Consider the following 25,499-nt stretch of genomic DNA (forward strand, 5'->3'; position numbering starts at 1 on the left):
AAAACTGCCTTCTACCAAGAGAAAGCGTGATTTAGATGTCCCTGATGCAGCAGGTCCAGCTGGCAAGTCTGTTCCAGAAGAACCTCGAGCAGTGCGAGGTCAAACCGGGGGAGACAGTCGCCCTGCTGACCAACCTGAACACCCCGCGCGACTATGTGGCGGCGGCATCCCATGCCCTCAAAGAGCTCGGTGCGTTCGCCTTCGAGCTCGGCTTCAGCTCGCTGCCGGACCCGAGTCGCGTGGCTGCCGACGGCATCACCGGCGCTGAAGGTGTGTTGGGTGCGCTCAAACAGTGCCAGCTTGTGGTCACATTCCACGCGCCGAACTTCGCGAGCTGGTCTCGCACGCTTCGAGATGCCGGTGTCCGCATCCAGACCATCATCGACGGCCCGGTGGAACTGGAGCGACTGCTGTCTCCTCCGGGCCTGAAGCCCGCGGTGCTGCACGCCGCGGAACTGTGGTCGGGTGCTCGTGAGATCACGCTGCTCAACCAGGCGGGCACGGAGCTGACCTGGACCCGCGGTGAGCTGAAGGTCAAGTCGCAGTACGGGTTTGCCGAGGAGGCGGGCCGAATGGACATGTGGGGTGCCGGCCACATCACGAACTGCCCCGACGAGGGCAGCGCCAACGGGACAGTTGTCATTCAACCCGGCGATATGTGGATTCTGCCGTTCGCGCGCGTCGTGGAGTCGGAGATCCGCCTGGAAGTTCGCGACGGCTTCATTCGGAATGTCGAGGGCAGCGCGGACGCGCGCGAGTTCAGGCACTGGCTCGATCGCAACAAGGTGTCCGAGGACGACATGGACCCCTATGCCATTTCCCACCTCGGTTTCGGCCTGCACCCGAATGCCCACCGAGACTACATCTTCCACGTCAATGCGCAGTTGAACCGGCTCACCGCCGCCGCGCGTGTGTACGCCGGTAACTTCTTGTTCTCCACCGGCCCCAACACCGAGCACGGTGGCACCCGGGCGACCAAGGGGCACATCGACATCCCCATGTCCGACTGCACCGTGCTGTTGGACGGCAAGGCCGTCTTGGAGGAAGGCCGGTTCACCGACGAGCGCCTGGTCGTCGAGCCAACAATCTGATGTGAGAACTGGTGACGAGTGGCCGGGCACGGGCATGATTGTCGGCCCGGCCGTTCGCCCGACCGGTACGCGACGAAATCTCCAACGATAAGACAACGAAGAGATCGAATGGGCCGTAGTCCGGTCCACGGTCGAACGGTCCCGGCGTGGGGCCGTCTCCGGCGGCACGCATAGCCGCCATAGAGAAGAGGTGCGACATGGCGAGCAACAGCGAAAGCCTGCAGGAATTTATCGACCGTACACCGAACCTGGTGGAATACCTCTACAACGAAGTCAAGCCGCGGCACTCCTCGCGTGCGACCGGGCCCAAGGCGGCTGATGTCCCGCCCGCGTTCACGAACTGGCGCGACGAACAGACGGCAGCCGCGGAGACAGCTGTTCTCCTGCACCAGTCGCACAATATGCCCGAGCTGTACGTTAAAGGCCCCGGCGCCTTCGACCTGCTGAAGTCGATCGCGATCAATACTTTCGAGAACTATTCGCTCGACCGGGCAAAGCAGCTCATCGCCTGTACTCCCAGCGGTCATCTGATCGGCGACTGCATTTTGTACCGCAATGGTGAAGACAGTTTCGAGCTGGTGAGTGGCGCTCCGGTGCACAACTGGGTCGAGTACCAGGCGCAGCAAGGCGGTTACGACGTCGAGCTCGTCCGCGACGAGTCCTCGAACCTCAATACCGGCACCCGCCTCAAGTATCGGTTCGAGCTGGCCGGCCCCAATGCCAAGGCGATCTTCGACCGTGTCGTAGAGGGAACCACTCCGGAGATCCCCTTCTTCCGCACTCGGACTGTCCGGATCGGTGGCCATGATGTGCTGGCGCTAAGGCACGGCATGACGGGTTCGTTCTCGGTCGAAATCTCCGGCCCCTTTGCCGAAGAGGAAGCAGTGCGGTCCTTCATTCTGGAAGCTGGCAAGGACTTCGGTCTGAAGCCGTTCGGAATGACCGCCTACTACACCAATTACATGAGTGGTTGGATGGCGTATCCGGTACCGGGCATCTTCACCGACCCGGCGCTCGCGGACTACCGGAAGTATTTGCCGGCGACGACCTACGAGACGAACTTCGAGCTCGGCGGTAGCTTCGTGACGGCCGATATCCGCGATTACTACGCCACGCCGTTCGACTACGGCTACGGCAATGTGATCAAGTTCGATCACGATTTCCACGGTCGAGAAGCGCTCCAGAGCGTTCCCGATGAAGCCAAGCGAACCAAGGTGACCCTGGTCTGGGATCGTAGCGACGTTCAACGAGTGTTGATGTCGCAGTTCGGATCGGGTCCCCGATACAAGTCGATCGATTTTCCCATCGTCAACTATGCGTGGAGCCACCACGACGAGGTTCGCTCCCCGCAGGGCGATTTGATCGGTGTTTCTCGACACGCGGCGTATCAGAACCCCTTGGGCGACGTGATGTCGCTAGCGGTCCTCGACCAGGGCCAAGCGACGATCGGCTCCGAGGTGACGATCACCTGGGGTGAACCCAACGGTGGCTCGCGGAAGAGCCAGGTTGAGCGTCATGAGCAGACGACGATCCGGGCTCGTATCGCTCCGGCCCCCTACGATCAGGAGGCGCAGCGGATCGTGCGGGACGCCAGGGAGTCCTGACTGTCGCAAGACGGGCTGCTTGGATGCCCGCGTTGTCGCAGCCCGTGTTTCTGCGGCAGCAACAACGCGGGCCGAGTCCTTTCGAGATGAGTGACCGATAACGAGCACAGGGCTGGCGACGAGGCGGTCCGCCGACGCCGTCAGTCAACCTGCAGGCTGTCCAGGACGCGCTTCAGCAATTTGACGAGTACAGCTTCCTCTTCTGGCGTCAGATCATCCACTCCAGCCCGATAGATCGACCATGCTATCGGCCAGACATCCTCGAGGAGGCCCTGACCTTTTTCGGTGAGGGAAAGGCGCAGGAAACGCGCGTCCTGCTCGGCAACATCGCGTCTCACCAAGCCGAGGCCGTTCAGTTGATCGATCATGCGGCTGAGAGTCGGTTGATCGATCGCGGTCTTTTCGACAAGTTCGGTCAATGACAGCCCTGGAGTGCGGGCCAGCATCGACAGCACGCGCCACTGCCTGGTGTTCACCGGCGCGCGCTTGAGGGCTCGCTTCCAGCTGCGGTCCCATAGGTTCATTGTCCGGTTCAGCAAGTAGGGCAGAAAATCATCTGTCACGAAGGCCGTGTCGCGCAGCGAGGGTGCGGAAGTGTCACGCATCCGAGGCGCAGGTGTCCCACTGTTCGTATCCGAAGTGGGAGGTGCCGATTTGCTAGTCATAGTTACCCCGATGCTCTAGGTTAGATCGACCAGGATGGATAGTCTAATCATATGATATCTCATATGATTAGCCCGAACGGTCAGGCGCGAAGGATTCGCGCTCACTCGGAGACGGGCAGGTGAGCACCGGTACGACACCAAACAAGACGATTCGGCCGTCGTAGACTTGGTGAATCTGCTCCGCGTGCGTATGCGGTGTGATATCAAGTGCAGGATATAGCCGGATGTGACGGCGTTGAGGTCTGCGGGCTTGGCGAACCGCTGACCCGGCGCGGAGAGGCCCGACAATTGGCCGCTGCTTCCTTTGGTCCACGGGTCGAGCCCGCGTGGACTGCTTCCGCTCCGACCGCTGACGTTCGTCGCATTCCGGCTGGATAAGCGGGCGATGCGAGGCGAGGCTACACAACGAGACCGGAACATCGGGATCGAGGCTGAATTGGCCGCGGCGGGTTTCGACGATGCGGAGGAGATCGGTCGCGGCGGCTTCGGCGTCGTATACCGATGTTTCGAGCATTCGCTCGAGCGTGCTGTCGCCGTCAAAGTGCTCGATTCCTCGGTTTCCGAGGACGAACGATCGCGGTTTCTGCGAGAGCAACGGGCCCTCGGGCGGTGTTCCGCCCACCCGCACATCGTGCAGGTATTGCACACCGACGTCACTGCGACCGGCTGCCCCTATCTCGTCATGCCCTTTCACGCCAGGGGTTCGCTAGAACAACGGGTATCCGATAGTGGCGTGCTGTCATGGCGGGAGGTTCTCGGCGTCGGCGTGAAAATCGCTGGTGCGCTGGCTACCGCACACAGTCTGGGCATTGTGCATCGAGACGTGAATCCCGCCAATATCCTGCTCACCGATTACGGTGAGCCGCAGTTGAGCGATTTCGGGATCGCGCGGGTCGGCGGTGGGTTCGAATCAGTCGCTGGCTTCGTCGCGGGCACACCGGCGTTTATCGCTCCGGAGGTTCTTCGGGGAGCCGAGCCCGCCCCGTCCGGCGATATCTACAGTCTCGGCGCTACCCTGTTCTGCTTGCTGACCGGCCACGCGGCCTTCGAACGACAGCACAGAGAGTCGTTGGTGGCGCAGTTCGTGCGCATCACGTCTCAACCAGTCCCGGATCTGCGGGGCGAGGGTGTTCCGGCATCGTTGTGCGCGGCGATCGAATCCGCGATGGCAACCGATCCCGCCGAAAGACCGGGCAGCGCACAGGAATTCGGCGAGATGCTGCGAAATGTGCAGTACTCCACTGGTATTGCGGTCGATTCGATGATGCTGCCGACCGAAACGCAGGCGCATCCCGTTGGACCGGGTGAACCGCACACCCCGACAGCCGGACAGGGACTTGCGCGCACCCAAGTGCCGACGCCGTCGACGCGCTACAGGCCGCCTTCCGCATCACGTCCGCCGGTGCAGCGGCGCAGCCTGCTGAGCACTCTGCGCGAGGGCCGGTCGCGCCGACTCGTATTGATTCACGGCCCCGCAGGTTTCGGCAAGAGCACCTTGGCTTCGGAGTGGGTCGAAGTCCTTGCTTCCCAGGGAGTCCGAGTCGGTTGGCTTTCCGTGGATTCCGATGACAACAACGTCATCTGGTTCTTGTCACACCTCATCGAGGCGATTCGTCGCGCGTACCCGGACGTGGCGACCGGGTTGACGGCGATGCTCGAGGAACGGTCCAGTGACGCGGTGCAGCAGGTCATGACGGCGATAATCGACGAGATCCACCGAAATGATCAGGCTGTAGCTGTCGTGATCGATGACTGGCATCGGGTGACGAGTCCTACGACGATCGCGGCGATGGAGTTCTTACTCGACCGCGGGTGTCATCACCTGCGGATGGTAATCACCAGCCGAAGCCGGAAGGGGTTGCCGCTGGGCCGGATGCGCGTGCGCGATGAGCTCGTCGAAATAGATGAGCTTGCGCTGCGATTCGACGACGAGGAGACCGCGGCTTTTCTCGCTGACGTCGATGGTCTGTCATTGACACCGGGCGAGGTCAAGAAGCTTCGAGAGTCGACCGAGGGGTGGGCGGCGGCCCTGCAACTGGCATCCCTATCGTTGCGGGGGCGCGAGGATCCGGGGGCCTACATCAGCCGCGTATCGGGCCGCCACTTCGCCATCGGCGAGTACTTGATGGAAAACGTTATCAACCAGCTCGAACCGGAGATGATCGAGTTCCTCACGCGGACCGCGGTTCCCGAGCGGATCTGTGGCGAACTGGCCGAGTTGCTGACCGGGGTCGCCTCTGGGCAGACGATGCTGGAGGAAGTCAGACAACGTGATCTGTTCTTGCGCGGCATCGATGACGATCTGCAGTGGTTTCGGTATCACGGGATGTTCGCTGATTTCCTTCGGAGAACCCTGGTTCGTCGCCACCCGGGCCTCATCGAAGAGCTTCATCTCGTCGCGTCGGAGTGGTTCGAGGTGCACGGCTTCCTGACAGAGGCCGTCGATCACGCGCTGGCCGCCGACGCTGCGGACCGCGCGATCTCGCTGGTGCAAGACCATGCCGAAGAACTGTTACTGCTGTCCCGCAACGCGACGTTGTTCGGATTGGTGGGGAAGCTGCCCGAATCACTAACCGCGCTGGCTCCCAGGTTGCAGGTGGAAATCGCCTGGGCGAACATCACAGTGCAGCGCCCGGACGCCGCGACAGCCGCTCTGGACCGTGCGGAGGCACTATTTACCGCGTCGCCGGTACACGACGAGGCTGTTCTCGAAGTGATGCTTGCCCGCATCGCGATCGCGATCATCACAGACCATCCCGCAGTGATTCCGGAGCAGCTGTTGGCGCTTGCGGATCGAGATCCACGGCCCTTCCTGGCACAGACGCTGGCTATGACGACCATGATGGCAGCCTTATATCGCTTCGATTTCGAGGAGACAGATCGTTGGCACCGGTGGCTGCAGCCCTATCGGTCAGTCGCGCAGGGGCCATTCGCTCTGATGCACGTCGATTGCATCGCCGGCATGGCGGCCGCTGAGCGACTCGATATCGAGGCAGCGGAGGGCTTCTACCGCAATGCGCTGCAACTCGCGCTGAAAACAGGTAGCCAGTCGCACGCGACTCGCCTTGCCAGTGCCCTGCTCGGCGAATTGCTGTATGAGAAAGGGCAGTTCATCGAGGCCGAGGAACTCATCGAGATCGGGCTGAATCTGGAGGGCGGCATGGTCGACTATCCGCTGGCCGCCTATGGCACCGGGGTTCGTTTGGCCGCCGTACGAGGTGACCTGGCAGTGGCCCAGCAGCGTTTGGCGGAGGGTGCCGAAATGGCCGAGAACTTTGGCCTGTCGCGATTGGCCGCACGGATCGTCAACGAGCGCATACGTCTTGGTCTGCCGATCTCCGCGACCGATAAGAACACCCTCGAGCATCTCGGCCCGTTTGTCGAACAGCCGACCCGCGGGCTGGCACTCGCTGCGGAACTGGCGCAGGACTCGGCGATACGCCTACTCCTTTCCGATGGCTCGCCGGAATCAGCTGACCAAGCACGTCGGCGAGCCGAGCGACTGGTTCGCCGAATTGCGAAGCAGCAACGACCGCGTGCGCTCCTGCACGCGGAGTTGCTGTACGGATGCTGCCTCATGACCGCAGGTAGGACTACGCAAGCCGTATCGATGCTGGGCCCCGTATTAGCCCGTTGCGCCGAGCAGGGACTCGTGAGAGTCGTCGTGGACAGTGGTCAACAACTTCTGCCGATAGTCGAAACACTGTACGGTGCAACAACACCCTCATCCGGCCCGATCCGGCCGTTTCTGCGGCAAGTACTCGCCGAATTCGAGCAACCGTCATTGGCGCGGAGTCAGGAAGTTGGCGACGACGCGAGATGAGACGGACGTAGGTCAGGTATCGGACGGGCGCTTACCGTGGATCACGGCCAGAGTGTGTTTGTGAGCCAATGGATTCAGCAGCTGATTCAGTTCGTCGAAGAGGACGCCGGCCGCTTCGCCGTTCCAGGCCGGTGGCAGCAGTGACAGCGGGACCCCGGGATCGAGATAGGGGAGCCGGCGCCATTGAGTAAGCATCGGAACGTAGATAAGGAAGGCGTCTTTGGGCGTCAACTGCTGGGCTGTCGCTTGGTACAGCACCGGTCGATAGATGGTCAGGAAGTCTGCGTACAACGAGGTCAGTTCATCCAGATCCCACCATGTTCGTACCTTGCCACGCAGATCACCGAACGCGAAGTGCTTGCCGGTGAAGATGTCCACGTATGTCGACAGTTCGTTACGGTCGAGCGTCTGACGCACTTCCTGGGCGAGGGTTCCCGGAGCGACCCACACGCCGGGGGCTGCGGTTCCGAAGCCCAGACGAGTCAGTGTCGAACGCAGCGCGTGCCGCTTGTCGCGCTCGGATTCCGGGACCGAGAACACGACCACGACCCAACCGTCCTCCACGGTGGCACGAGACCGGTGAAAAATCCGCGCGTCGCCTTCCGCGATAGCCTCCAAAGTGTGGGCGGCCAGGGAGTATCCGGCGGCACCCCCGCGACGTTCACTGGTGAGGACCCCGCGTCGCTTGAGCCGCGATACCGACGACCGTACAGCCTGGCTCTCCACCCCGAGGTCAGTCATCAGCTTCACTACGGAAGCGACGGACAGCCAGTTTCCTTCGGGGCGTGCACACATGCCGAAGATGGTGATGATCAACTGAGCGAGGCGAGTGTCTCGGCCGTTTGCAGCGCTGGGTTGCGTCTCGAGGTCTGCCGTCATGAGTGCACCATACGTTACGCGGGGGCCGGAGCCAGCAGATGCCGACGATACCGCTTGGGCGGCACGGGCGGCGATATGGGGCTTGTCACAATTAGAACTCTATTCTAGGATGATCACACAGGCTGATCCGTTGCATCATCCGAATTGTCTGCAGATGCTCGCGCTGGCATGCAAAATTTGCGGATCCCTGGACCGATGAATTAACTCTTCGAGCGAAAGCCCTTTCTTGGACGGAGATGAGACCTCCCCGAGAGGAAGAACCGGACGACGAGGGCGCGAAGGATTCTGTCGTGAGTATCATGATGCCGGAGATCGGCTTCTATACCCTGCCTGGACAGGCTGAAAACCCGCGTGAGCTGATAAATGAAGTGCGCGATGCGGAGGCTTTGGGGTTCGGCGAGTGTTTCATCTCTGAACGGTTCTCCACCAAAGAAGCCACGACCCAGTGTGGAGCGGTCGCCGCAGTCAGTGATTCGATCGGTATCACGACGGCCGCGACGAACCACAATACGAGGCACCCGATCGTCACCGCCGCTTTCGCGACAACGATGCACCGACTTACCGGCGGAAGATTCACCCTGGGAATAGGTCGAGGGATTCCCAACTATCAGCGGTCGTTCGGCATGTCGCCCGTTACGACTGCGCAGATGGAAGAATTCGCGACAGTAATGCGAAGGCTGTTCCGGGGCGAAACGGTGGAAGGCTATGACGGCCCCACCGGCTACTGTCCCACCCTACGCCTGGATCCAAATTTCGATGAGGATGTCAAGCTCGGCCTCGTTGCATCCGGCCCGAACTCATTGAAACTTGCGGGTCGGGCGTTCGACAAAGTCGTACTGCACACCTTCTTTACCGATAAGACTCTCGACCGTTGTGTGCGCACGGTCAAACAGTCCGCCGAAGCGGCCGGTCGTGATCCCGACGACGTCGAGGTGTGGTCGTGTTTGGCGACGATTGGTGGTCATCTGCCGGAGGAGGTGCGGCTGCGAAGGCTGGTTGGACGGTTGGCCACTTACATGCAGGACGACGGCGGGGTCCACGCCACAGCGAACAACTGGGATCGACGGGTGCTCGAGCGGTTCCTGGACGATTCGGTAGTGCAGAGCTTTCGGCCCGCCAACGGTGCGATGAGGGTCATCGACAGCCCTTCGACATCCATTCAAGACTTACAACATATCGCGAAGCTGATTCCCGATGAATGGCTGGCCGCCGCGGCAACAGGTACCCCGGAACAGTGTGTCGCGACAATCAAGAATCAGCTGGATATCGGTGCCGACGGTGTGATTCTGCATGGGTCTTCCCCGACTGAACTGGAGCCGATCGTCGCGGCGTACCGAGCTGTGCGTGCCGAGAAGGATTAGAGAACGATGTGTCTAACTGAATACACCGTAGAAGAGCTGACAGCGGAGAACGTGACCGCGATGTTGCGCACCCAGCCCCAGTGGCAAGCCGTCAGGGTGCAGTCCGTAGCGTCGCATTCCGTGGGGGCCGGCCACATGGCGGAATCGTACCGCTTGCATCTGACCTACGAAGGCGCTGCCTGCGGAGCGCCACCGACCCTTATCGCCAAGATATCGTCGAGAAATGAGGCAAGTCGACGGTTTGCTGTGGCATCCGGCGCGTATCAACGTGAAGTACTCTTCTATCAGCGGCTGGCCGCTTTCACCCAGGTGCGGACGGCGGCCTGCTTCTATTCCGAGATCTCCGATGATCTGGTCGGCTTCATTCTGCTGCTCGAGGACTTCGGGTCTGTCGCACCGATAGATCAGCTCAGTGGATGCACGGCCGACAATGCGGCCTTGGCGCTGAGCCAGGCCGCTGCGTTGCACGGGCCGTTGTGGGGTCATCCCAGTTTGCGCACAGAAAAATGGCTGCCCATCGAGAAGATCTGGAATCCGCTCGCAGGTTCGATTCCGGAGATAATCGGCCAATGGCTGGATCGGTTCGGTTCTTATTTGACCGAAGATCAAGTATCCGTAATCGCAAAGTTAGGAAAGGCAGTTCCCCGTTGGTTGCAGACGATCGGTGACTACCGGACATTGTGGCATGGCGACTTTCGCTTGGACAATCTGCTGTTCGGCGGCCCGGACTCTGTTTCCCCGATTGCTGTAGTCGACTGGCAGGCCTTGTCCGCGGGGCCGGGCATAATCGATGTTTCATTTTTCCTGGGGACCTCGCTGTCTGCGGAAAATCGTTTGCGGCACGAGCGCGATCTCGTTGCCGAATACTTCTCGAAACTCCGAACATACGGCATCGATGGCTACACTTTTGATCGTTGCTGGCTGGAATACCGTGTGCACTCTCTGTATGCGCTCATGGTGGCAGTCCCGGTGTCGATGAACGTCGAAAAAACTGTGCGAGGCGACGCTATGTTTGCGGCCATGGCCGGTCGCGGGGCAGAACAGGTTTCAGCTAACGAGAGTTACGCCGCCTTACAGCTGATTTGATCAGATATGCCATCGCACCCGAGGATTACGCAGGTCGTCACCGCTGGAAGGGCGAGTGAATACCAGAAAGGGTGAATTCTGGGTGCGTCCTCGGGAGCGCCGCTCCTCCGCGTACGCAGCGAGGTCGTCTGGCGTCGTTGCTCGTCTTACCGCCGAGCTCACCATGTTTCGTGCCGTCGCTCGGAGATGTGCGCCGACCTGGCCGAGGCCTTCGGACCTGTGCAGTCACAGGCGGGAAGTTCCAGTTATAGACCACGTCTGACCCGCTCAGGCGCAGCAATCGGGCCATTGCGCTGTGCTATCGAGTGTTCGAAGGGGTATTCGCCGCATGATCGGGTCAGATCGAGTCGTGCTGTTCCGAACAGGCTAGGTGTAGTGGGCAAGTGCTCGGCGAATGCCGGTGTTTTCGGTGCCGCTTGCCAGCAGGATGGTGAGTAGTACACGTGCTTTCAGACCGTCGAGGATACCGGCGGGGATGAGTCCGCGACGTTGTAGATCGATTTCGGCGCCGGTTCCTCCATAGGTTGATCGGAGCGTGGGCCCGGAGCCGGGACGGCCGGCATAGAGGACAGGTATGGCCAACGCGATCTCCTCGAGCGGATCCGCCCACGACGGTGGTACAGAGCCCCCGCCGACGGCTTCGACGACGACACCTCGATAGCCGATGTCGACGATGTGCTCGAGGAGTCGGCCGTCGTCACCGAGAGCGGAGCGTATCAATGCGACCGGCGGGAAGGGGGCATCGTCGGGGACGGCGACGGTAAGGCGCGGAATGGGTCTGGCGTAGCGATAGATGTCGCCTTCGCCGATCTCGCCGAGGGGCCCGGACAACGGGGAGGTGAAGGTGTCGACGTTGGTGGTATGGCGTTTTTGAACTTGCCATGGCGCGTGGATGCGGTCGTTCATCAGCACCGTGACACCGAGGTCGGCAGCGGTGAGATCGCTAGCCAGTCGGACTGCGTTCATCAGGTTGGCCGGCCCATCTGCTCCAGGTGCCCCCGGGGGGCGCATGGCTCCGGTGATGACCAATGGGGCGGATTCGGTCCACATGAGGTCTAGGGCGAACGCCACCTCCTCGAGCGTATCGGTGCCCGTGGTGACGACAACCCCGGTCGCCCCGGTCGCGATCTCGGCTCGCGCGCGGGCTACTGCCGCCCGCAGCAGGTCGAAATCGATGGCGGCCGAGGCTTTCTGCGGGAACCGATGTTCGATGATATTGATGCCTGGCATCGCCTTTTCGATGTCGGGCCCGAGGGCGGGTGAATGTTCGCCAGGGACGACCCCGGTCTCGTTGTCATGTGGGAACGCGGCTATCGTTCCTCCGAGCGCGCATAAGGCGACGCGGTGGGCGGGGTACATACGGGTAGCTTCCTGCTCGGCTGATCTGTGATGTCGGGGTGATTGCGATCGCATGGCGTCGGTCCAGCCCGGAGGCGGACTCGATCCTGGCGACAATCGGTGTGTCGACGGGCAAGCGCGGTGTGGTGGTGTCGATGTCGACTAGCGTTTCGCGACACTTTGTTCGAGGTCCAGAACTCGTGTGTTCGTTGCGACACGGCCTTCGCTCTGTTCCGAGTCGGCGAGCTCACTCAGTGCTTTGTTCCCCGTTTCCGGTGCCCAGGCCCAGCAGATCAGGCCACCGATGATCAAGACGACGACACATGCGATCAGTGCCACACTGACGTTGTATCGATCCACGACGATCGGGAGCAGAAAGGTACTGGCGGCGGAGCCGACCCGGCTGGCAGCGACTGCGATCCCGACTCCGGATGCGCGCAGATCGGTAGGGAACAGTTCCGGGGTGAAGACGTATTCGAGGTTGACAGCGGCCGCGAGTACAAGGGCGAACGACGCGAACAGCGCAACAGCGACGATCGGGGTCGTGTCGGCGAAACCGACCAGAGCCGCGAGGAGCGCGGCGCCGAGGAAGAAAGTGCCGACCAGGAAGGCACGACGGGAGAGCCGGTCGATGATGAGCAGGCCCAGGATTGCTCCGACGAGCAGAAACACGTTGTACGTGGCGCCGGCCCCGAGCTTGCTGCCTACCCCGAGGGACTCCATGATCTGCGGGGAGAAGGTACCGAGAGCAAAGAACGGGATGACTTGGCACACGTAGAACAGGGCGCCGACCGCAGTGCGCTTGCGGAACTTCGGAGCGAACAGCACCCGGAGGCCGCGGCGCTTCGTGGCCGTGGCCTCTGCCGGGGGCGCAAGCACGCCGGGGCCGAGGTGGGTGCGCACAACGGTGGCGGCTTCATCGGTCCGGCCGTGTTGGGTCAGCCACAGTGGCGACTCCGGGATACCGAAGCGGAAGCCGAAGGTCAGGATCGCGGGTACGGCACTGGCGGCGAGCATGTACCGCCAGGATTCGCCGTCGACCTTGGTGAGTAGGTAGCCGACCAGGTACGCCGCGACGTAGCCGGTGGACCATGCGACGGCGAGCATGCTCATCAGGCGCCCGCGAAAACTGCGGGGGGCGTGTTCGGTGACGAGCGATTTACTGACGACGTAATCGGCGCCGAGGATTACTCCGATCAACAGCCGCAAAATCAGCAGCTGCCAGGGTGATTGGACGAAGAACTGGATCGCTGACAGCACCGCGAAGACGAGCATGTCCCAGGCGAAGATTCCTCGGCGTCCGATCCGGTCGGCAATCGGGCCGGTAGCGATCGCCCCGACGAACAGCCCGGCGAGGCTGGCGGCACCCAGGAGCCCGACCCACACCGGTGTCAGACCGAGAGCACCGGTGGACGCGGTGATGACGATGCCGATGATGCCGAGAATGAAGCCGTCGCTGAACTGTCCGCCAGTGCCGGCGATGGTGACCTTGATCTGGAATTTCGTCAGTGGCGCGTCTTCGTAGGCGACGGGAGTGAACGGGCGGGCAGCGAGATCAGTCATGGTGAGCACCATTCGGGCGAGAGTCGGACTGCGTCTGGGCGCGGTAGCGACTGGTTGTGACGTCGTAGCCGGACGTGGCGGCGAGAGTGACCCAGGAGTCGAGGGCGCCGCGCAGATTGCTCTCCCGGCGCGGGCCGTCCCAGGTTATACCTGCGACGCAGCGCTCGGTGAACGAGGTCGCGGCGGCGGCGATGTCGTCGAAGATTGTGACGATCGAGTCGACGATCACCGGTTCCATGATGTTCAGCTCGAGCTCCCCGGCGGCCACCGCGCACTCGACCGTATAAGCGGCTCCTCGCACGCGGTAGCTGAGCTGCATTACGTATTCAGGTATTGCCGGGTTGACCTTGGCCGGCATGATGGATGAACCGGCCTGGACAGCGGGAATGCTCAGGTCACCGAGGCCGCCGATGGGGCCGGAGGAGAGCAGTCGGATGTCAGCGGCGATCTTCGCCATTGTGAGCGCCGCCCGCGCGCCGGCATCGGCGATTGCGGCGTATGGATCGAGGTTCGCGAGCGCGTCGAACAGGTCGGGGGCGGATTCGAGCTTCCGGCCGGTCACCGAAGCCAGTTCGCGCACTGCGAGGACACGGTATTCGTCCGTGGCGCCGAGCCCGGTCCCGACCGCGGTGGCTCCGAGGGCGACGGTGTGCATGCCCGAGGTCACATCGCGAAGAGCGCTGGCCGTTCGACGAATCGCCGCCGCTTGGGCGCGGTGCGTCTGGCCTGCGGTGAGGGTGACAGCATCGCGTAGACAGGTGCGGCCCAGGTGTGGGGTCTGGTCGAATTCGGCGCCCTTCGCCTCGAGCGCGCTCGCCAGTGCCTCGAGTGCCTCGAGTGGCCGCTCGACCAGGTCCAGCACCGTCAACGCCATCGCCGTCGGGTAGGTGTCGTTGGTCGACTGTGAGGCATTGACATGGTCGTTCGGGTGCACGACCTCGCCCAGCAGCTGTGACGCGCGCGCCGCGATGACCTCGTTGACGTTCATGTTCGTTGTCGTGCCGCCGCCTCCCAGCAGCAGAGCCGACGGGAACTGCCCGGCATGCTTACCCGACGCGATCTCTTCGCACGCGGTGACGATCGCGTCCTTGCGTGCCTCGTCCAGAACACCGATCGCCTGATTGGCGCGCGCGGCTGCCAGTTTCACCAGCGCGTAATTCCGCACAAATGTTGGCACCTCGTCGAACGTGCGACCGGGCCCGGGGAAGTTTCCGAGGGAGAGTGCTGTCTGCTGACCGTACAGCTGGGTTACTGCCTCGGCAGTCAGCTGTGTGATGTCCATTGGGTTTGGACCTTTCGTTGTGATGAGGACCACCTGATAGTCGAAAACTGTATGGGCGATACCGCGACTATCCAAACAATCGTGCTGAGACAACAACAGAATTTCTCTGGTGCAGCGGATTTACATAGAATTATCGAAAATACGTTGTTCCAGCAGCAACACGAGGAGGTAGCGAATGACGGAGTCGAGCGCGGAACGAGTGGCCGCGCTGCTGCGCGCATTCGGCCACGGTGGCGACGCCAACGGTGAACATTCGGTCAGCGACTTGGCGCGGGCCGTGGGCCGCGAACGCAGTCAGGTCTCGCGCATGCTCAAGGCACTCGAGCGCGGAGGTCTAGTCGAACAGCTCCCTGACAGCAGACGGTACCGACTCGGCTGGCCGCTTTTGGTCCTCGCCACCGGCGCCGGAGACACACCACTACTGCGAGCAACCCGGCCTGTACTGCAAACCCTCGTATCGCGGGTCGGCGAGGTCGCATTGCTGTCGGTACAGCTGGGAAACCGGTCACTGACCGTCCTGAGGGAAGAATCCCATCAATCGTTGCGGGCTGGCGGATGGGTGGGACGCAGCTCCCCTATGCATTGCACGGCCTCTGGCCGAGCGCTGCTGTTCGACGCCGATGCCGAGCTCGTCGAAGCTCTCACCGCCGAAGACCTGCTGACGCCGATCTCCACACTCGCCGCCCCAGCGAACCTCGACGAACTGCTGCGGCGCCTGGAAACCGAGCGCGCGCAGGGGTATGCCGTCGCCAGCGAAGAGGTCGAAATCGGTCTGACCTCGGTAAGCACACCGGTGCGCGACCGCTACAATGCGATCAGCGCCGCCATCAACGTCTCCGGTCCCACATCGCGACTCATCACCCACGTCGATGACATTGCCAAGCTGCTGAAGACAGCCAGCGCCGCTATCCGACGCAGCCTCGCCTCTCCTGACACCCACGCGCCCCAATCCGGTCTATCGCGCTGATGGTGCTTGCGGCGGTTTCCATCCAGGTTGTCAGAGTCTGGTGTAGTTGGCTTGGTCGTGTTCGAACGCCGTGAGGATGTCCGGTGTCAAGGTCAGGCGGGTGTTGGCAATGGCGGTGAGGTAGTCCTCTAGATTGGTGGGCTCGTTCGTTTTCTCGCGCATCGCACGTTCGAATGCCGATTGTGCACCGGCGCGGGCGGCGTACTCGATGTCGGCGGGGGTGAAGTGCGCGGTAGCGCGCACCAGATGGTCGAGGTCGATGTTCTCGGCAACGGGACCGAGGTAGCGACGCCAGATCGCCTCGCGGGCGGGTTCATCGGGTGGACCCACTGGTATCACGTAGTCGAAGCGGCCCGGCCGCAGGAACGCCGAGTCCAGCGAACGAACGGAGTTGGTGGCGCAGATCAGCAGGCGGCTGTAATTCTCCCGGAATGCCGGAATCAGCTTGAGCAGTTCGTTGGTTACTCCATGAGCCGCGCTGGTCGCCGTTCCCTCGCGTGCGCCCGCGATCTCCTCTACCTCGTCGATGAACAAGAGAAGTTCGTCGAGTTCGGCCAAGTCCGCGAACACCTCACGCAACGATGCCGCGAGCCCGCCGCTTGCGGTCGCGGCCAACCGAGATGGAAACAACTCGACGAACGGCCACCCCAGTCTCGAGGCGACGGCTTTCGCGAAACTGGTTTTTCCGGTGCCCGGCGGACCGAACAAAATCACGCTCTTGGGTGGTCGAACCCGATAACGCTCCGCGACATCAGGATTCGCCAACGGCAATACGATCCGGCGTTCGATGATTTCTTTCTCTCGATCCATCCCCGCCATCGACTGCCACAATCCGTGGGGCAGCAGTCGCCCACCCAATTCGGTCAACAAAGAAGACTGCGCCGGTGCCAACGGTTCCAGCAGTTCGTAGTAGACCAAACCTGTTCTGTGCAGATATCCGGAATTCTCGAACGCGATCGACCCGGTGGCATCCTGTGGGAGGAGCGTGCAGATCCGCCGTACCCCATTCGACCGCAGCCGCCGCTCGAGTTCGGTCAGCAGCGCACTACCGATACCGCGCCGCCGCCACTGCGCACCCAGCGCCACCAGCAGGACCCAGGCACGCTCGCCCTGGATCTGAGCGACCGCCATGCCGACGATTTCCTCACCGACCTCGGCGACCACCGCTGGCTGTCCTGCTCGCGCGGACGCCAGCACCTCCGCCAACGCGAAGACCGGCTCCTCGCCGGTCGCCATTCGGCTCTGTTCCCAGACCTGGATTGCCTGATCCAGATCATCGTCACGAAATTCACGCAGTCGCCATACCGGCATACGCACCTCGAACTGCCATTGGAGGGTGGGCCAACTGAGACGCTCTTTCAGTAAACACCCACAGAGACCGTTGACCACGAGGTTGTGGCCGAGCCGATGAGATCGCCGGGACCGGCGACACGAACCTGCAAGATCGACCTCGCACTGGGTAAATGCGGCCTGCGGCCCGGGATGACCCTGCTCGATGTCGGGTGTGGTTGGGGATCGGCAATCCTGCGGGTCATGGACACCTGCAAAACCAGCACACCGCGCTGATCGTGGGGAGTGCCGTGCGTTGCCGGGCGGGCGATCACCAGGCGGTGTTTCCGGTCGGTCGCGGCAACACCGGCGGTAGGACCATGTGCACCGCGAGGCGTCCAGCAGTGCGGCGACGCCGAGGATGATGCCCAATTCCTTCGGCGGGAACGAGTCGACCGAATACGCTGCTGGACCGGCCCGGTGGCGAGGGGTGGTGCGGTCGGGAAGTTGTCAGGGAGTCGGGCATCACAATTCTCCTTCATACCCTAGGGGGTATATTACGAATAGGCCGAAGATACCCCTAGGGGTATATGGAGATCAAGAGTGGCCCCAGCGCAGCGCTGGTGTGGCCTGGCGGGAGGTTCGGGATGAAGGTTGTGATTGTCGGTGGGGTCGCGGGCGGGATGTCTGCCGCGACGCGCCTGCGCAGATTAATGGAATCGGCGGAGATCGTCGTGCTCGAGCGGGGCGAGCATGTGTCGTTCGCGAATTGCGGTCTGCCGTACTACGTCGGCGGCGTGATTCCCAAGCGGGAATCGCTGCTGCTGCAAACTCCCGTGTCGCTCGGGGCGCGGTTCCGGCTGGATGTGCGGGTGCGGCACGAAGTGGTTGCCCTGGATCCGGCGGGCCGGACGCTGACGGTACGCGAATTGGACTCGGGTCGTGAGTATCTCGAGTCCTTCGACGAACTCGTGCTCAGTACGGGCGCTGCCGCTATCGTGCCGCCGTTGCCCGGTGCCGAACGTGCCCTGGTGCTGCGTGATGTCTCGGATGTCGATCGCCTGGCCGACGCTGTCGGCGATGCGCGGTCCGCAGTAGTGGTCGGCGCCGGGTTCATCGGTGTCGAGATGGCCGAAAACCTTGTGCGGCGGGGTGTTTCGACGACAGTGGTCGAGCGCGGCTTACAGGTTTTGGCGCCGCTCGATGTCGAGATGGCCGGGCCTGTCGCGGCCGAGATGCGCGCGCACGGGGTCCGGCTGGAGTTGGGTGCCGAATTGACTCGCATCGATGCCGACACCGTGACTCTGTCCGATCATCGCGTGGTTGCGGCCGATCTGGTGATCATGGCGATAGGTGTGCGGCCGGAAAGCGTACTCGCGAGGGCGGCCGGTCTCGAGATCGGTTCCGGTGCCGGCATCATCGTCGATGATCGGCTGCGCACCTCGGTGCCGCATATCTATGCGGTCGGCGATGTGGTGCAGAAGCGGGACGCCGTCACCGGGGAGTCGACGCTGATCCCATTGGCCAATGCCGCGAATCGACAGGGGCGATTAGTCGCGGATGTGATTGCCGGGCTGGCGGCCATCGACCCGCCCGGGCGGGGCACCGCGATCCTCGGCGTCTTCGACCTCACCGCGGCCATGACCGGATGGAGCGAGAAGCGACTGCGCGCCGCGGGACACCCATTCCGAGTTCTGCACTCGCACCCGCTCGCGCACGCCGGTTACTACCCCGATGCACGCGCGATGTCGGTGAAATTGCTTGTCGATCCGGACACCGACCGGATCCTGGGTGCGCAGGCCGTCGGCGGTGCGGGTGTCGACAAACGGATCGACGTACTGACCACCGCGATGGCAGGTGGTATTCCGGCCTCCCGTCTGATGGACCTGGAACTGGCGTATGCGCCGCAGTTCGGTTCGGCCAAGGATCCGGTGAACATGCTCGGATACATGGCCGATAATCTGCGTACCGGAGCGATTCGCACGCTGCAGTGGCACGAAATCGATGAGGTGATCGCGGTGGGATGGCAGCTGGTCGACGTGCGATCACCGGAAGAGTACGCGGCGGGCTCCATTCCCGGTGCGCACAATATCCCGCTGGACGAACTCCGTGATCGTGCGGCCGAGATCCCCGCCGGTCCGGTCCTGGTCTTCTGTCAGGTGGGTCAGCGCGGTAACAGCGCCACACGATTGCTGACCCAGTTCGGTCGGGACGCGGTCAACCTCGATGGCGGCTACCGAACTTGGCGCGACGCCACCGTGGACCAGACTAGCTAGTCACTGTCGAAGAAAGGAAACAGGAGAATGTGCCAAAGAATCGTCTGCCGTAGCTGCGGCAAGCCCGGTTACTCCGGGTGCGGCAAGCATGTCGAAGAAGTACTCGGTGACGTGCCGAAGGCGCAGCGCTGTGCGTGCGTCGACGAGGCGCGCTCTCGCCGCTAGTCGCGGTGCGTCACGAAATCGCCTACGCCCGAACATATTCCCGCACTGCGGGACTCGCGCTCATGCTCGGTACCGAACCATCCGACCCGAACCGCTGAGACAGCTCGTCACAACCCCTCCGGTGGTCCGACTCGCCGAGGTCAGTTGTCCAGCTTATTGTGGTCGGCTAAATAGTGGGTGAACAGATCGCTGGGCCGTAGCAGCCGGGACCGTGCGCACATCAAGATGACTGGGTGAGCGCTGAAATGATCGTGCTTTTGATCGTGATAGTGACCGCGTTGGCATTCGATTTCACCAATGGGTTCCACGATACCGCCAATGCCATGGCCACTTCGATTGCCACCGGCGCGCTGAGTCCGCGGGTGGCGGTCGCGATGTCGGCGGTGCTCAACCTGATCGGTGCCTTCCTATCGGTCGAGGTCGCCAAGACAGTGTCGGGTGGGCTACTGAATATCAACGGTGTGCACCATATGGAGTTGCTGCACATCGTATTCGCCGGTCTGGTCGGTGGGATTCTGTGGAATCTGTTCACCTGGCTGTTCGGTATTCCGTCGAGTTCCTCGCATGCGCTGTTCGGTGGCCTCATCGGTGCGGCGGTCGCCGCGCTCGGTACCAGTGGAGTGATCTGGACCGGGAACGAGAAGACGGGCCTGATCAGCAAGATCCTGGTGCCCGCGCTGCTGGCGCCGTTCGTTGCCGCGCTCGTGGCCGGGCTCGGCACCTTCCTGGTCTATCGGCTCACGCGTCGATCGGTCGAGAAGAAGGTGAACGACGGATTCCGTTGGGGGCAGATCGGATCCGCCGCGCTCGTCTCGCTCGCGCATGGTACGAATGACGCGCAGAAGACGATGGGCGTCATCTTCATGGCACTCGTCGCGCACGGCACATTCACCAATGACGACGCAATTCCATTGTGGGTCAAGATTTGCTGTGCGGCGGCGATCGCCGCGGGGACGTACCTGGGTGGTTGGCGCATTATCCGCACACTCGGCAAGGGATTGGTCGAGCTCGATCCGCCGCAGGGGTTCGCTGCCGAATCATCCTCGGCCGCAATCATTCTCACCTCGGCGCAGTTCGGGCTTCCGCTCTCGACCACGCAGACCGCGACCGGTTCGATCCTCGGTACCGGACTCGGTAAGCCGGGGGCCGAGGTGCGCTGGGGTGTTATGGGTCGGATGGTTGTCGCGTGGCTGTTCACGCTGCCGCTCGCGGGTCTGGTCGGTGCGGTGTGCTGGTGGCTCGCCCATCTGGTCGGCGGCCTCGGCGGCGTGCTCATCGACTTCGCGATTCTGATCGCGATGTCGGCCTACATGTACTTGCGGTCGCGGCGGAATCCGGTCGACACGAGCAATGTCAATGACGACTGGAAGGGTGGGCTCGCGCCCGCGTCCAACGTCGAGGTCGAGGCCGGCGCATCGGTCTGAGGAGGTCGGTTTCATGCATACGTTCGACGCAATCGCCAAGTCGCTGGGCGAGGTGACACTGATCGCAGTCCTGCTGGGAACCGGATTGCCGGTGATCTTCGCGACCGGGATCCGGCTGTGGTCGCTCGAGCCCGCCACCGCCAACGGTGCCGGTGCTCGCAACCAAATCGCCCAGGTCGTGGCGTATCTCTGCTTCGCGATTGTCATTGTCGCGGTGATCCTCGGAATCCTTTATATCGCAAAGGATTTCATCAGCCACACCGTCGACATCCAGCTGTTCGGTGCCAAACCTCCCAAGAAATGAAGCCATGACATCCAAAGCATCCATTCTCGGATCGGTTCTGAACTGGCTGCGAGCCGGCTATCCGCACGGGATCCCAGCCGAGGACTACGTCGCCTTGTTCGCCGTGTTGCACCGCAAGCTGACCGAGGACGAGGTCGGTGAGGTTGTCGAGCAGTTGATCGCCGACGATACCGACGGCGTGATCGACCGCGGTCAGGTCCAGGACGCAATCGGCAAACTCGCGCACGAAAAGCCGGGCGAGGATGATGTGAATCGGGTCGCGGCGCGGCTCGCCGCTGTCGGGTGGCCGCTGGCGCACCCGTCCGACGCCTGAGACCTCCCATGGCGCTGTCCGACCTACTCACCAGGATCGTCGCGTGGCTGCGTGCCGGCTATCCGCACGGCGTACCGGATCCGGACTATGTGCCGTTGTTCGCCCTGCTCGCGCGGCGGCTGCCCGAAGCGGATGTGCGGCACGTGGCGGACGCGCTGATCGAGCAGGGTGCCATCCCGGCCGATCGGGTCGATGTCGGTGTGCTCATCACCGAACTGACCAACGAGATGCCACTCGAATCCGATATCGCCCGCGTCCGAGCGCATTTGCTGGCCGCGGGCTGGCCGATCGATGACGCCTGGTCGGATCCCGAAGATTCGGACTAGCCAACCGCGGGCGGTCCGCAGGCCGGGTGTCATGCCAGCTCGATGGCGATGATCTTTTCGATATGGCGCTCGGCGAGAGTTGCCCATCTGCGCCGAGTCGATCATCTGGTGGTCGACGATCTGCGTATATATCGAAATGCCCGGCCATCGACATATCTGCGCCGAGTCGATCATCTGGTGGTCGACGATCTGCGTATATATCGAAATGCCCGGCCATCGACACCGCGTCCCCGCACGGTCGTGCGGCAAGCAGATCAGCTGGGGTCATGGCTGATTCACGAGCGGGTCACGAGTCCGGGTGTCGGCTCCGCAGCCGATACTCGAACACACCTCGCGGTTCACCCGGCCCGAAATACTCGTCGACGTGTTCGACGAATTCGAACCCGGCCCGCTTGAATAGGTTCGCCGCAGGCTCGTTGTCGGGTCGTACCGTCAGATAGACGACCTCGGCCCCATCTGTGCGGCACTGCCGCAGCACGTGGTGCAACAGCGCGGGACCGTAGCCTTTGCCCTGATGCTGCTCGGTCACCGCGAATGTGAACAGCAGGGCCCGGCCGGCCTTGCGGAGTGTCAGCGCATAACCGATCACCGTGCCGTCCAGCTCCGCGACCAGCCAGTCGGACCCGTGCAGGTCGTACAGCTGGCGCAGCATCAGATACAGATACGGTTCGGCGAACACCTCGGCCTCGATGGCCGCGATATCTTCGATATCGGCGAAGCGTGCCTGCCGGTATCGCGGCTGCGGCGCTTTTACGATGTCCATGAGCTTCCTAGTGCCGGGGCGTAGGCCGTCGCGGACCAGTGCACCAAGAACGATACGCGGCTGGCCCCCGCCCGGGAGAACGTCAGCGGATCGGATGCTGCTCCAGTGCGAATGGTTCGCCGAAATTGCTTGTGCACCAGTATTTTTCGGAAATTTATGGTCGGCCGACATGTCGGGCGGGCTTCGTCGTGAGAAGTCCGAACAGCAGCTCTGAGCTGTGATTCCGCTGCGACATAGTCCGACCCTTGTTGGGCGGTGTCGAAGCGGAAGGTGTCAGATGTCGAGTCTTCGAGCTGTTGTCCTCGCGAGCATGGTGAGTTGTGCACTGCTGATGGGATCGATGCCCGCAGCCGCCGACCCGACCAACGACCCAGCGACGCCGGTATCGCCCGGCCCATCCGACCTGCAGCGCTGGATCGACGCCACCATTCCCGCGCCCTCGCTCCCACCTGCGATATCCCCGCCGTCCGGTCAGTTGCCCCCGGACTTGGCGGCCTTGTGGCAAGCAGTGCGGTCGGCGCCGTCAGGGGATCCGATATTCGACGAGTGGCCGGCTGGGCTCGATGGTCTCGCTCCCGGCGATATCGTCGAGTGGCGCGATGTGACAGTGACCTCCGCGCTGCTGGCGATCGTGCCGATTCAGCGTGCGATCCTGCTGAAGTTCCGGACGACGGACGCTTCGGGCAAGCCGTCTTTCGGTACCGCCACAATGGTGATTCCCGCCGCCGCGTGGACGGGTCCGGGGGACCGACCGGTGTTGGTGAATGCGTTGCCGATCAATTCGCTCGGGCTCAGCTGCACACCGAGCTACGCCATGGCGCATGGGTTGCACAGCAAGTTCAATGCGGGTGATCTGTTTCCGCCGAACACCGCTTGGGGGCTCAGTCGCGGCTACGCGGTGCTGATTCCCGATCATGAGGGTCCGTGGATGGCCTATGCGGAACCGAGGGTCGCCGGCCATGTATTGCTGGATTCCATCCGCGCGGTGCGCCATGTGCTGCCGACGGAATTCACGCGCAGTCGTTTCGCGATCACTGGGTACTCCGGTGGTGCGATCGCGTCGTATGCGGCCGCGATGCTGCTCGACGAGTACGCGCCGGAACTGTCCGGTCTGGTGGTCGGGGCGGCCATGGGCGGACTCGTGACCGACTATCGAATGGTCGCGAGCCGATTCAACGGAAACTCCGCATCTGGCATTCTGCTGATCGTCGCGTTGGCGATGGGCCGGGAGCATCCCGAGATCCTCGGCTATGTGAATCATCTGGCGCAGTGGGCGGCGACCTCACCCATCAAGGACAGCTGCGGTGACACCAACGGCCCACTGGGTGTGGTCGGCGTCCCGATCGACGTCGCTGCCAATATCGCCGACCCGCTGAACAGCGGGATCGCCGATCGGATCTTCGGGCAACTCAACCTGACCAACCGTACAGCGGGCATGCCGCTGTACATCTATCACGCCGCCAACGATATCTGGATTCCGCGCGAGAACGGCGACGATCTGTACCGCGACCAATGTGCGCGCGGCGTCCCCGCAGTGCACCGCACCGAACCAGGCGAGCACATCATCGCCCTGTTCACCGGCTTTCCCGGGGAGATCGGCTGGATCGACGGGCGCTTGCGTGGCGAGCCCGCTCCCAATGAATGCCCCACGCCACCTCGGTGAGTTCGGATCCGCAGCCATAGTGGTGAGACGCCGCGGAGACTTCGGTGAGATGGCCGTCTCGCGATCGCGCGGTCGTCGATGGTCGAGATATCGGGCTCGGCATGGTCGTCTTGGTCGCCGAGAGTGCGAGCGCGCCCGCTGTGGGACGCTCGCACTCGGGCACGACCGCGCTATTCAGTGCGTGGCAGTTGCGAAAGGCGTTGCCACAGGACCGGATTCGGTGCGGTGCGGGTGCTTCCACCGGCCATGGTGTTCCAGGATGGGTAGTACGCCCTCGCCGAACCAGTAGGCCTCTTCGATATGCGGGTAACCGGAGAGAATGAAATGGGTGATGCCGAGGTCGGCGTATTCGATCAGGCGGTCGGCGACCTCCGCGTGCGAGCCGACCAGCGCCGTGCCCGCCCCGCCGCGCACCAAACCGACGCCCGCCCACAGATTCGGCGCGATTTCCAGACGATCGGTGCGGCCGCCGTGCAGCTCCAGCATCCGGCGCTGCCCCTCGGATTCACTGTGTGCGAGACTGGCCTGCACGCGGGTGATTTCGGCGGGGTCGAGGCCGGATAGCAGTCGATCCGCGACGGCCCAGGCCTCCTCGGAGGTGTCGCGACTGATGACGTGAATGCGTAAGCCGTAACTGAGCTCTCGGCCTTCGGCGGTAGCGAGACCGCGGATCCAATCGAGTTTCCTGCCGACCGCCGCGGGCGGTTCACCCCAGGTGAGGTAGGTATCGGCATAGCGGGCCGCGACCGGTCCGGCCGGTCCGGAGGAGCCCCCGAAGAAGACCGGCGGAATCGGGTCCGGATGATTGTTGAGCAGGGCGTCGCGGATCTGAATGTGGTTGCCCGCGAAGCTGATCGGTTCCCGTGACCGCCACAGCTCGCGCACCACGTGCAGGAATTCTGCCGTGCGCGCGTAGCGCTGTTCTTTATCGAGGAAATCGCCGTAGGCCTGTTGTTCGTGCGGTTCGCCGCCGGTCACCACATTCAGCAGCAGGCGGCCGCGAGAGTGACGTTGATAGGTCCCGGCCATCTGGGCGGCGAGCGTCGGGCTGACCAGCCCGGGGCGAAACGCCACCAGGAACTTCAGTGTTTCGGTGGTTTCGACCAGCATGGCGGTGGTCAGCCAGGCATCCTCACACCAGGCGCCGGTCGGGGTCAGCACCGCCTCGAAACCGTTGTCCTCGGCCGCCGCACCGATTTGGTTGAGGTAGCGCAGCGACGCGGGCCGGTCACCGGACATCGAAGTGCCGTGACCACCGGCGATCAGGCCGCGCGAATCGCCATAGGTGGGCAGAAACCAATGGAACGACAGTGACATCGACAACTGCTCCTCGCCGG

The 25,499-nt window shown here is 62.9% G+C and carries 20 protein-coding genes and 1 pseudogene; 13 read left to right on the forward strand and 8 right to left on the reverse strand.

Going from position 1 to position 25,499, the window contains the following annotated elements:
• Positions 1 to 35 precede the first annotated feature (35 nt).
• Both ACW2Q0_RS04570 and ACW2Q0_RS04575 read left to right on the forward strand, forming a co-directional pair.
• Positions 36 to 1,091 carry a hypothetical protein gene (locus ACW2Q0_RS04570; protein ID WP_457186463.1) on the forward strand — a complete coding sequence of 352 codons (1,056 nt, stop codon included), beginning with the start codon at positions 36 to 38 and terminating at the stop codon, positions 1,089 to 1,091.
• Positions 1,092 to 1,288: 197 nt separating this feature from the next.
• Positions 1,289 to 2,695 (forward strand): hypothetical protein, encoded by a 1,407-nt coding sequence (locus ACW2Q0_RS04575; RefSeq protein WP_457186465.1) that lies wholly within the window; start codon positions 1,289 to 1,291, stop codon positions 2,693 to 2,695.
• A 140-nt stretch (positions 2,696 to 2,835) separates the two neighbouring features.
• Here the strand turns inward: ACW2Q0_RS04575 and ACW2Q0_RS04580 are convergent, their stop codons facing one another.
• On the reverse strand, positions 2,836 to 3,300 hold the full coding sequence (locus ACW2Q0_RS04580) for a MarR family winged helix-turn-helix transcriptional regulator (protein WP_457186467.1): 465 nt from the start codon (positions 3,298 to 3,300) through the stop codon (positions 2,836 to 2,838).
• Positions 3,301 to 3,745: 445 nt separating this feature from the next.
• Here ACW2Q0_RS04580 and ACW2Q0_RS04585 point away from each other — a divergent pair, with 445 nt between their 5' ends.
• Complete coding sequence (locus tag ACW2Q0_RS04585; protein WP_457186469.1) at positions 3,746 to 7,183, forward strand: protein kinase domain-containing protein; 3,438 nt, start codon at positions 3,746 to 3,748, stop codon at positions 7,181 to 7,183.
• Between the two features lie 12 nt (positions 7,184 to 7,195).
• Here ACW2Q0_RS04585 and ACW2Q0_RS04590 read toward each other — a convergent pair whose 3' ends face one another.
• Positions 7,196 to 8,062, reverse strand: coding sequence for a PaaX family transcriptional regulator (locus ACW2Q0_RS04590; protein ID WP_457186471.1), 867 nt, complete (start codon positions 8,060 to 8,062; stop codon positions 7,196 to 7,198).
• A 299-nt stretch (positions 8,063 to 8,361) separates the two neighbouring features.
• On the opposite strand from ACW2Q0_RS04590, the gene ACW2Q0_RS04595 reads away from it, so the two are divergent.
• Together ACW2Q0_RS04595 and ACW2Q0_RS04600 are read left to right on the forward strand one after the other, a co-directional pair.
• Positions 8,362 to 9,423: a TIGR03857 family LLM class F420-dependent oxidoreductase gene (locus ACW2Q0_RS04595; RefSeq protein WP_457186473.1), complete on the forward strand. Its 1,062-nt coding sequence runs from the start codon at positions 8,362 to 8,364 to the stop codon at positions 9,421 to 9,423.
• A 6-nt stretch (positions 9,424 to 9,429) separates the two neighbouring features.
• Complete coding sequence (locus tag ACW2Q0_RS04600) at positions 9,430 to 10,509, forward strand: aminoglycoside phosphotransferase family protein (protein WP_457186475.1); 1,080 nt, start codon at positions 9,430 to 9,432, stop codon at positions 10,507 to 10,509.
• A gap of 366 nt (positions 10,510 to 10,875) precedes the next feature.
• Here the strand turns inward: ACW2Q0_RS04600 and ACW2Q0_RS04605 are convergent, their stop codons facing one another.
• The 3 genes from ACW2Q0_RS04605 to ACW2Q0_RS04615 all read right to left on the reverse strand — a co-directional run bounded on the left by ACW2Q0_RS04605 (position 10,876) and on the right by ACW2Q0_RS04615 (position 14,692).
• Entirely contained in the window at positions 10,876 to 11,868 is a 993-nt protein-coding gene (locus ACW2Q0_RS04605) for an asparaginase (protein WP_457186477.1), read from the reverse strand.
• Positions 11,869 to 12,009: 141 nt separating this feature from the next.
• Positions 12,010 to 13,410, reverse strand: coding sequence for an MFS transporter (locus ACW2Q0_RS04610; protein ID WP_457186479.1), 1,401 nt, complete (start codon positions 13,408 to 13,410; stop codon positions 12,010 to 12,012).
• Entirely contained in the window at positions 13,403 to 14,692 is a 1,290-nt protein-coding gene (locus tag ACW2Q0_RS04615) for a lyase family protein (RefSeq protein WP_457186481.1), read from the reverse strand. Before ACW2Q0_RS04615 ends, ACW2Q0_RS04610 begins: the two co-directional genes overlap by 8 nt.
• Before the next feature lie 175 nt (positions 14,693 to 14,867).
• On the opposite strand from ACW2Q0_RS04615, the gene ACW2Q0_RS04620 reads away from it, so the two are divergent.
• Complete coding sequence (locus tag ACW2Q0_RS04620; protein ID WP_457186483.1) at positions 14,868 to 15,659, forward strand: IclR family transcriptional regulator; 792 nt, start codon at positions 14,868 to 14,870, stop codon at positions 15,657 to 15,659.
• Between the two features lie 30 nt (positions 15,660 to 15,689).
• Here the strand turns inward: ACW2Q0_RS04620 and ACW2Q0_RS04625 are convergent, their stop codons facing one another.
• Positions 15,690 to 16,970, reverse strand: a complete 1,281-nt coding sequence (locus tag ACW2Q0_RS04625) for an ATP-binding protein (RefSeq protein ID WP_457186485.1) — start codon at positions 16,968 to 16,970, stop codon at positions 15,690 to 15,692.
• A 129-nt stretch (positions 16,971 to 17,099) separates the two neighbouring features.
• Between ACW2Q0_RS04625 and ACW2Q0_RS04630 the strand changes: the two are divergent.
• The 6 genes and pseudogenes from ACW2Q0_RS04630 to ACW2Q0_RS04655 form a co-directional block, all read left to right on the forward strand.
• Positions 17,100 to 17,198, forward strand: a pseudogene (locus ACW2Q0_RS04630) (class I SAM-dependent methyltransferase); the annotation flags it as partial.
• A gap of 377 nt (positions 17,199 to 17,575) precedes the next feature.
• Positions 17,576 to 19,204, forward strand: a complete 1,629-nt coding sequence (locus tag ACW2Q0_RS04635; RefSeq protein WP_457186487.1) for an FAD-dependent oxidoreductase — start codon at positions 17,576 to 17,578, stop codon at positions 19,202 to 19,204.
• A 398-nt stretch (positions 19,205 to 19,602) separates the two neighbouring features.
• On the forward strand, positions 19,603 to 20,793 hold the full coding sequence (locus ACW2Q0_RS04640; RefSeq protein WP_457186489.1) for an anion permease: 1,191 nt from the start codon (positions 19,603 to 19,605) through the stop codon (positions 20,791 to 20,793).
• Between the two features lie 13 nt (positions 20,794 to 20,806).
• Entirely contained in the window at positions 20,807 to 21,097 is a 291-nt protein-coding gene (locus ACW2Q0_RS04645) for a hypothetical protein (RefSeq protein WP_457186491.1), read from the forward strand.
• 4 nt (positions 21,098 to 21,101) lie between these two features.
• On the forward strand, positions 21,102 to 21,410 hold the full coding sequence (locus tag ACW2Q0_RS04650; protein WP_457186493.1) for a DUF3349 domain-containing protein: 309 nt from the start codon (positions 21,102 to 21,104) through the stop codon (positions 21,408 to 21,410).
• An 8-nt stretch (positions 21,411 to 21,418) separates the two neighbouring features.
• On the forward strand, positions 21,419 to 21,736 hold the full coding sequence (locus ACW2Q0_RS04655) for a DUF3349 domain-containing protein (RefSeq protein WP_457186495.1): 318 nt from the start codon (positions 21,419 to 21,421) through the stop codon (positions 21,734 to 21,736).
• 286 nt (positions 21,737 to 22,022) lie between these two features.
• Here ACW2Q0_RS04655 and ACW2Q0_RS04660 read toward each other — a convergent pair whose 3' ends face one another.
• Entirely contained in the window at positions 22,023 to 22,499 is a 477-nt protein-coding gene (locus tag ACW2Q0_RS04660) for an N-acetyltransferase family protein (RefSeq protein ID WP_457186497.1), read from the reverse strand.
• A gap of 277 nt (positions 22,500 to 22,776) precedes the next feature.
• On the opposite strand from ACW2Q0_RS04660, the gene ACW2Q0_RS04665 reads away from it, so the two are divergent.
• Positions 22,777 to 24,162 (forward strand): lipase family protein, encoded by a 1,386-nt coding sequence (locus tag ACW2Q0_RS04665; RefSeq protein WP_457186499.1) that lies wholly within the window; start codon positions 22,777 to 22,779, stop codon positions 24,160 to 24,162.
• A 174-nt stretch (positions 24,163 to 24,336) separates the two neighbouring features.
• Here ACW2Q0_RS04665 and ACW2Q0_RS04670 read toward each other — a convergent pair whose 3' ends face one another.
• On the reverse strand, positions 24,337 to 25,479 hold the full coding sequence (locus tag ACW2Q0_RS04670) for an LLM class flavin-dependent oxidoreductase (protein WP_457186934.1): 1,143 nt from the start codon (positions 25,477 to 25,479) through the stop codon (positions 24,337 to 24,339).
• Between the last annotated feature and the right edge of the window lie 20 nt (positions 25,480 to 25,499).

This window comes from Nocardia citri (assembly GCF_054065835.1).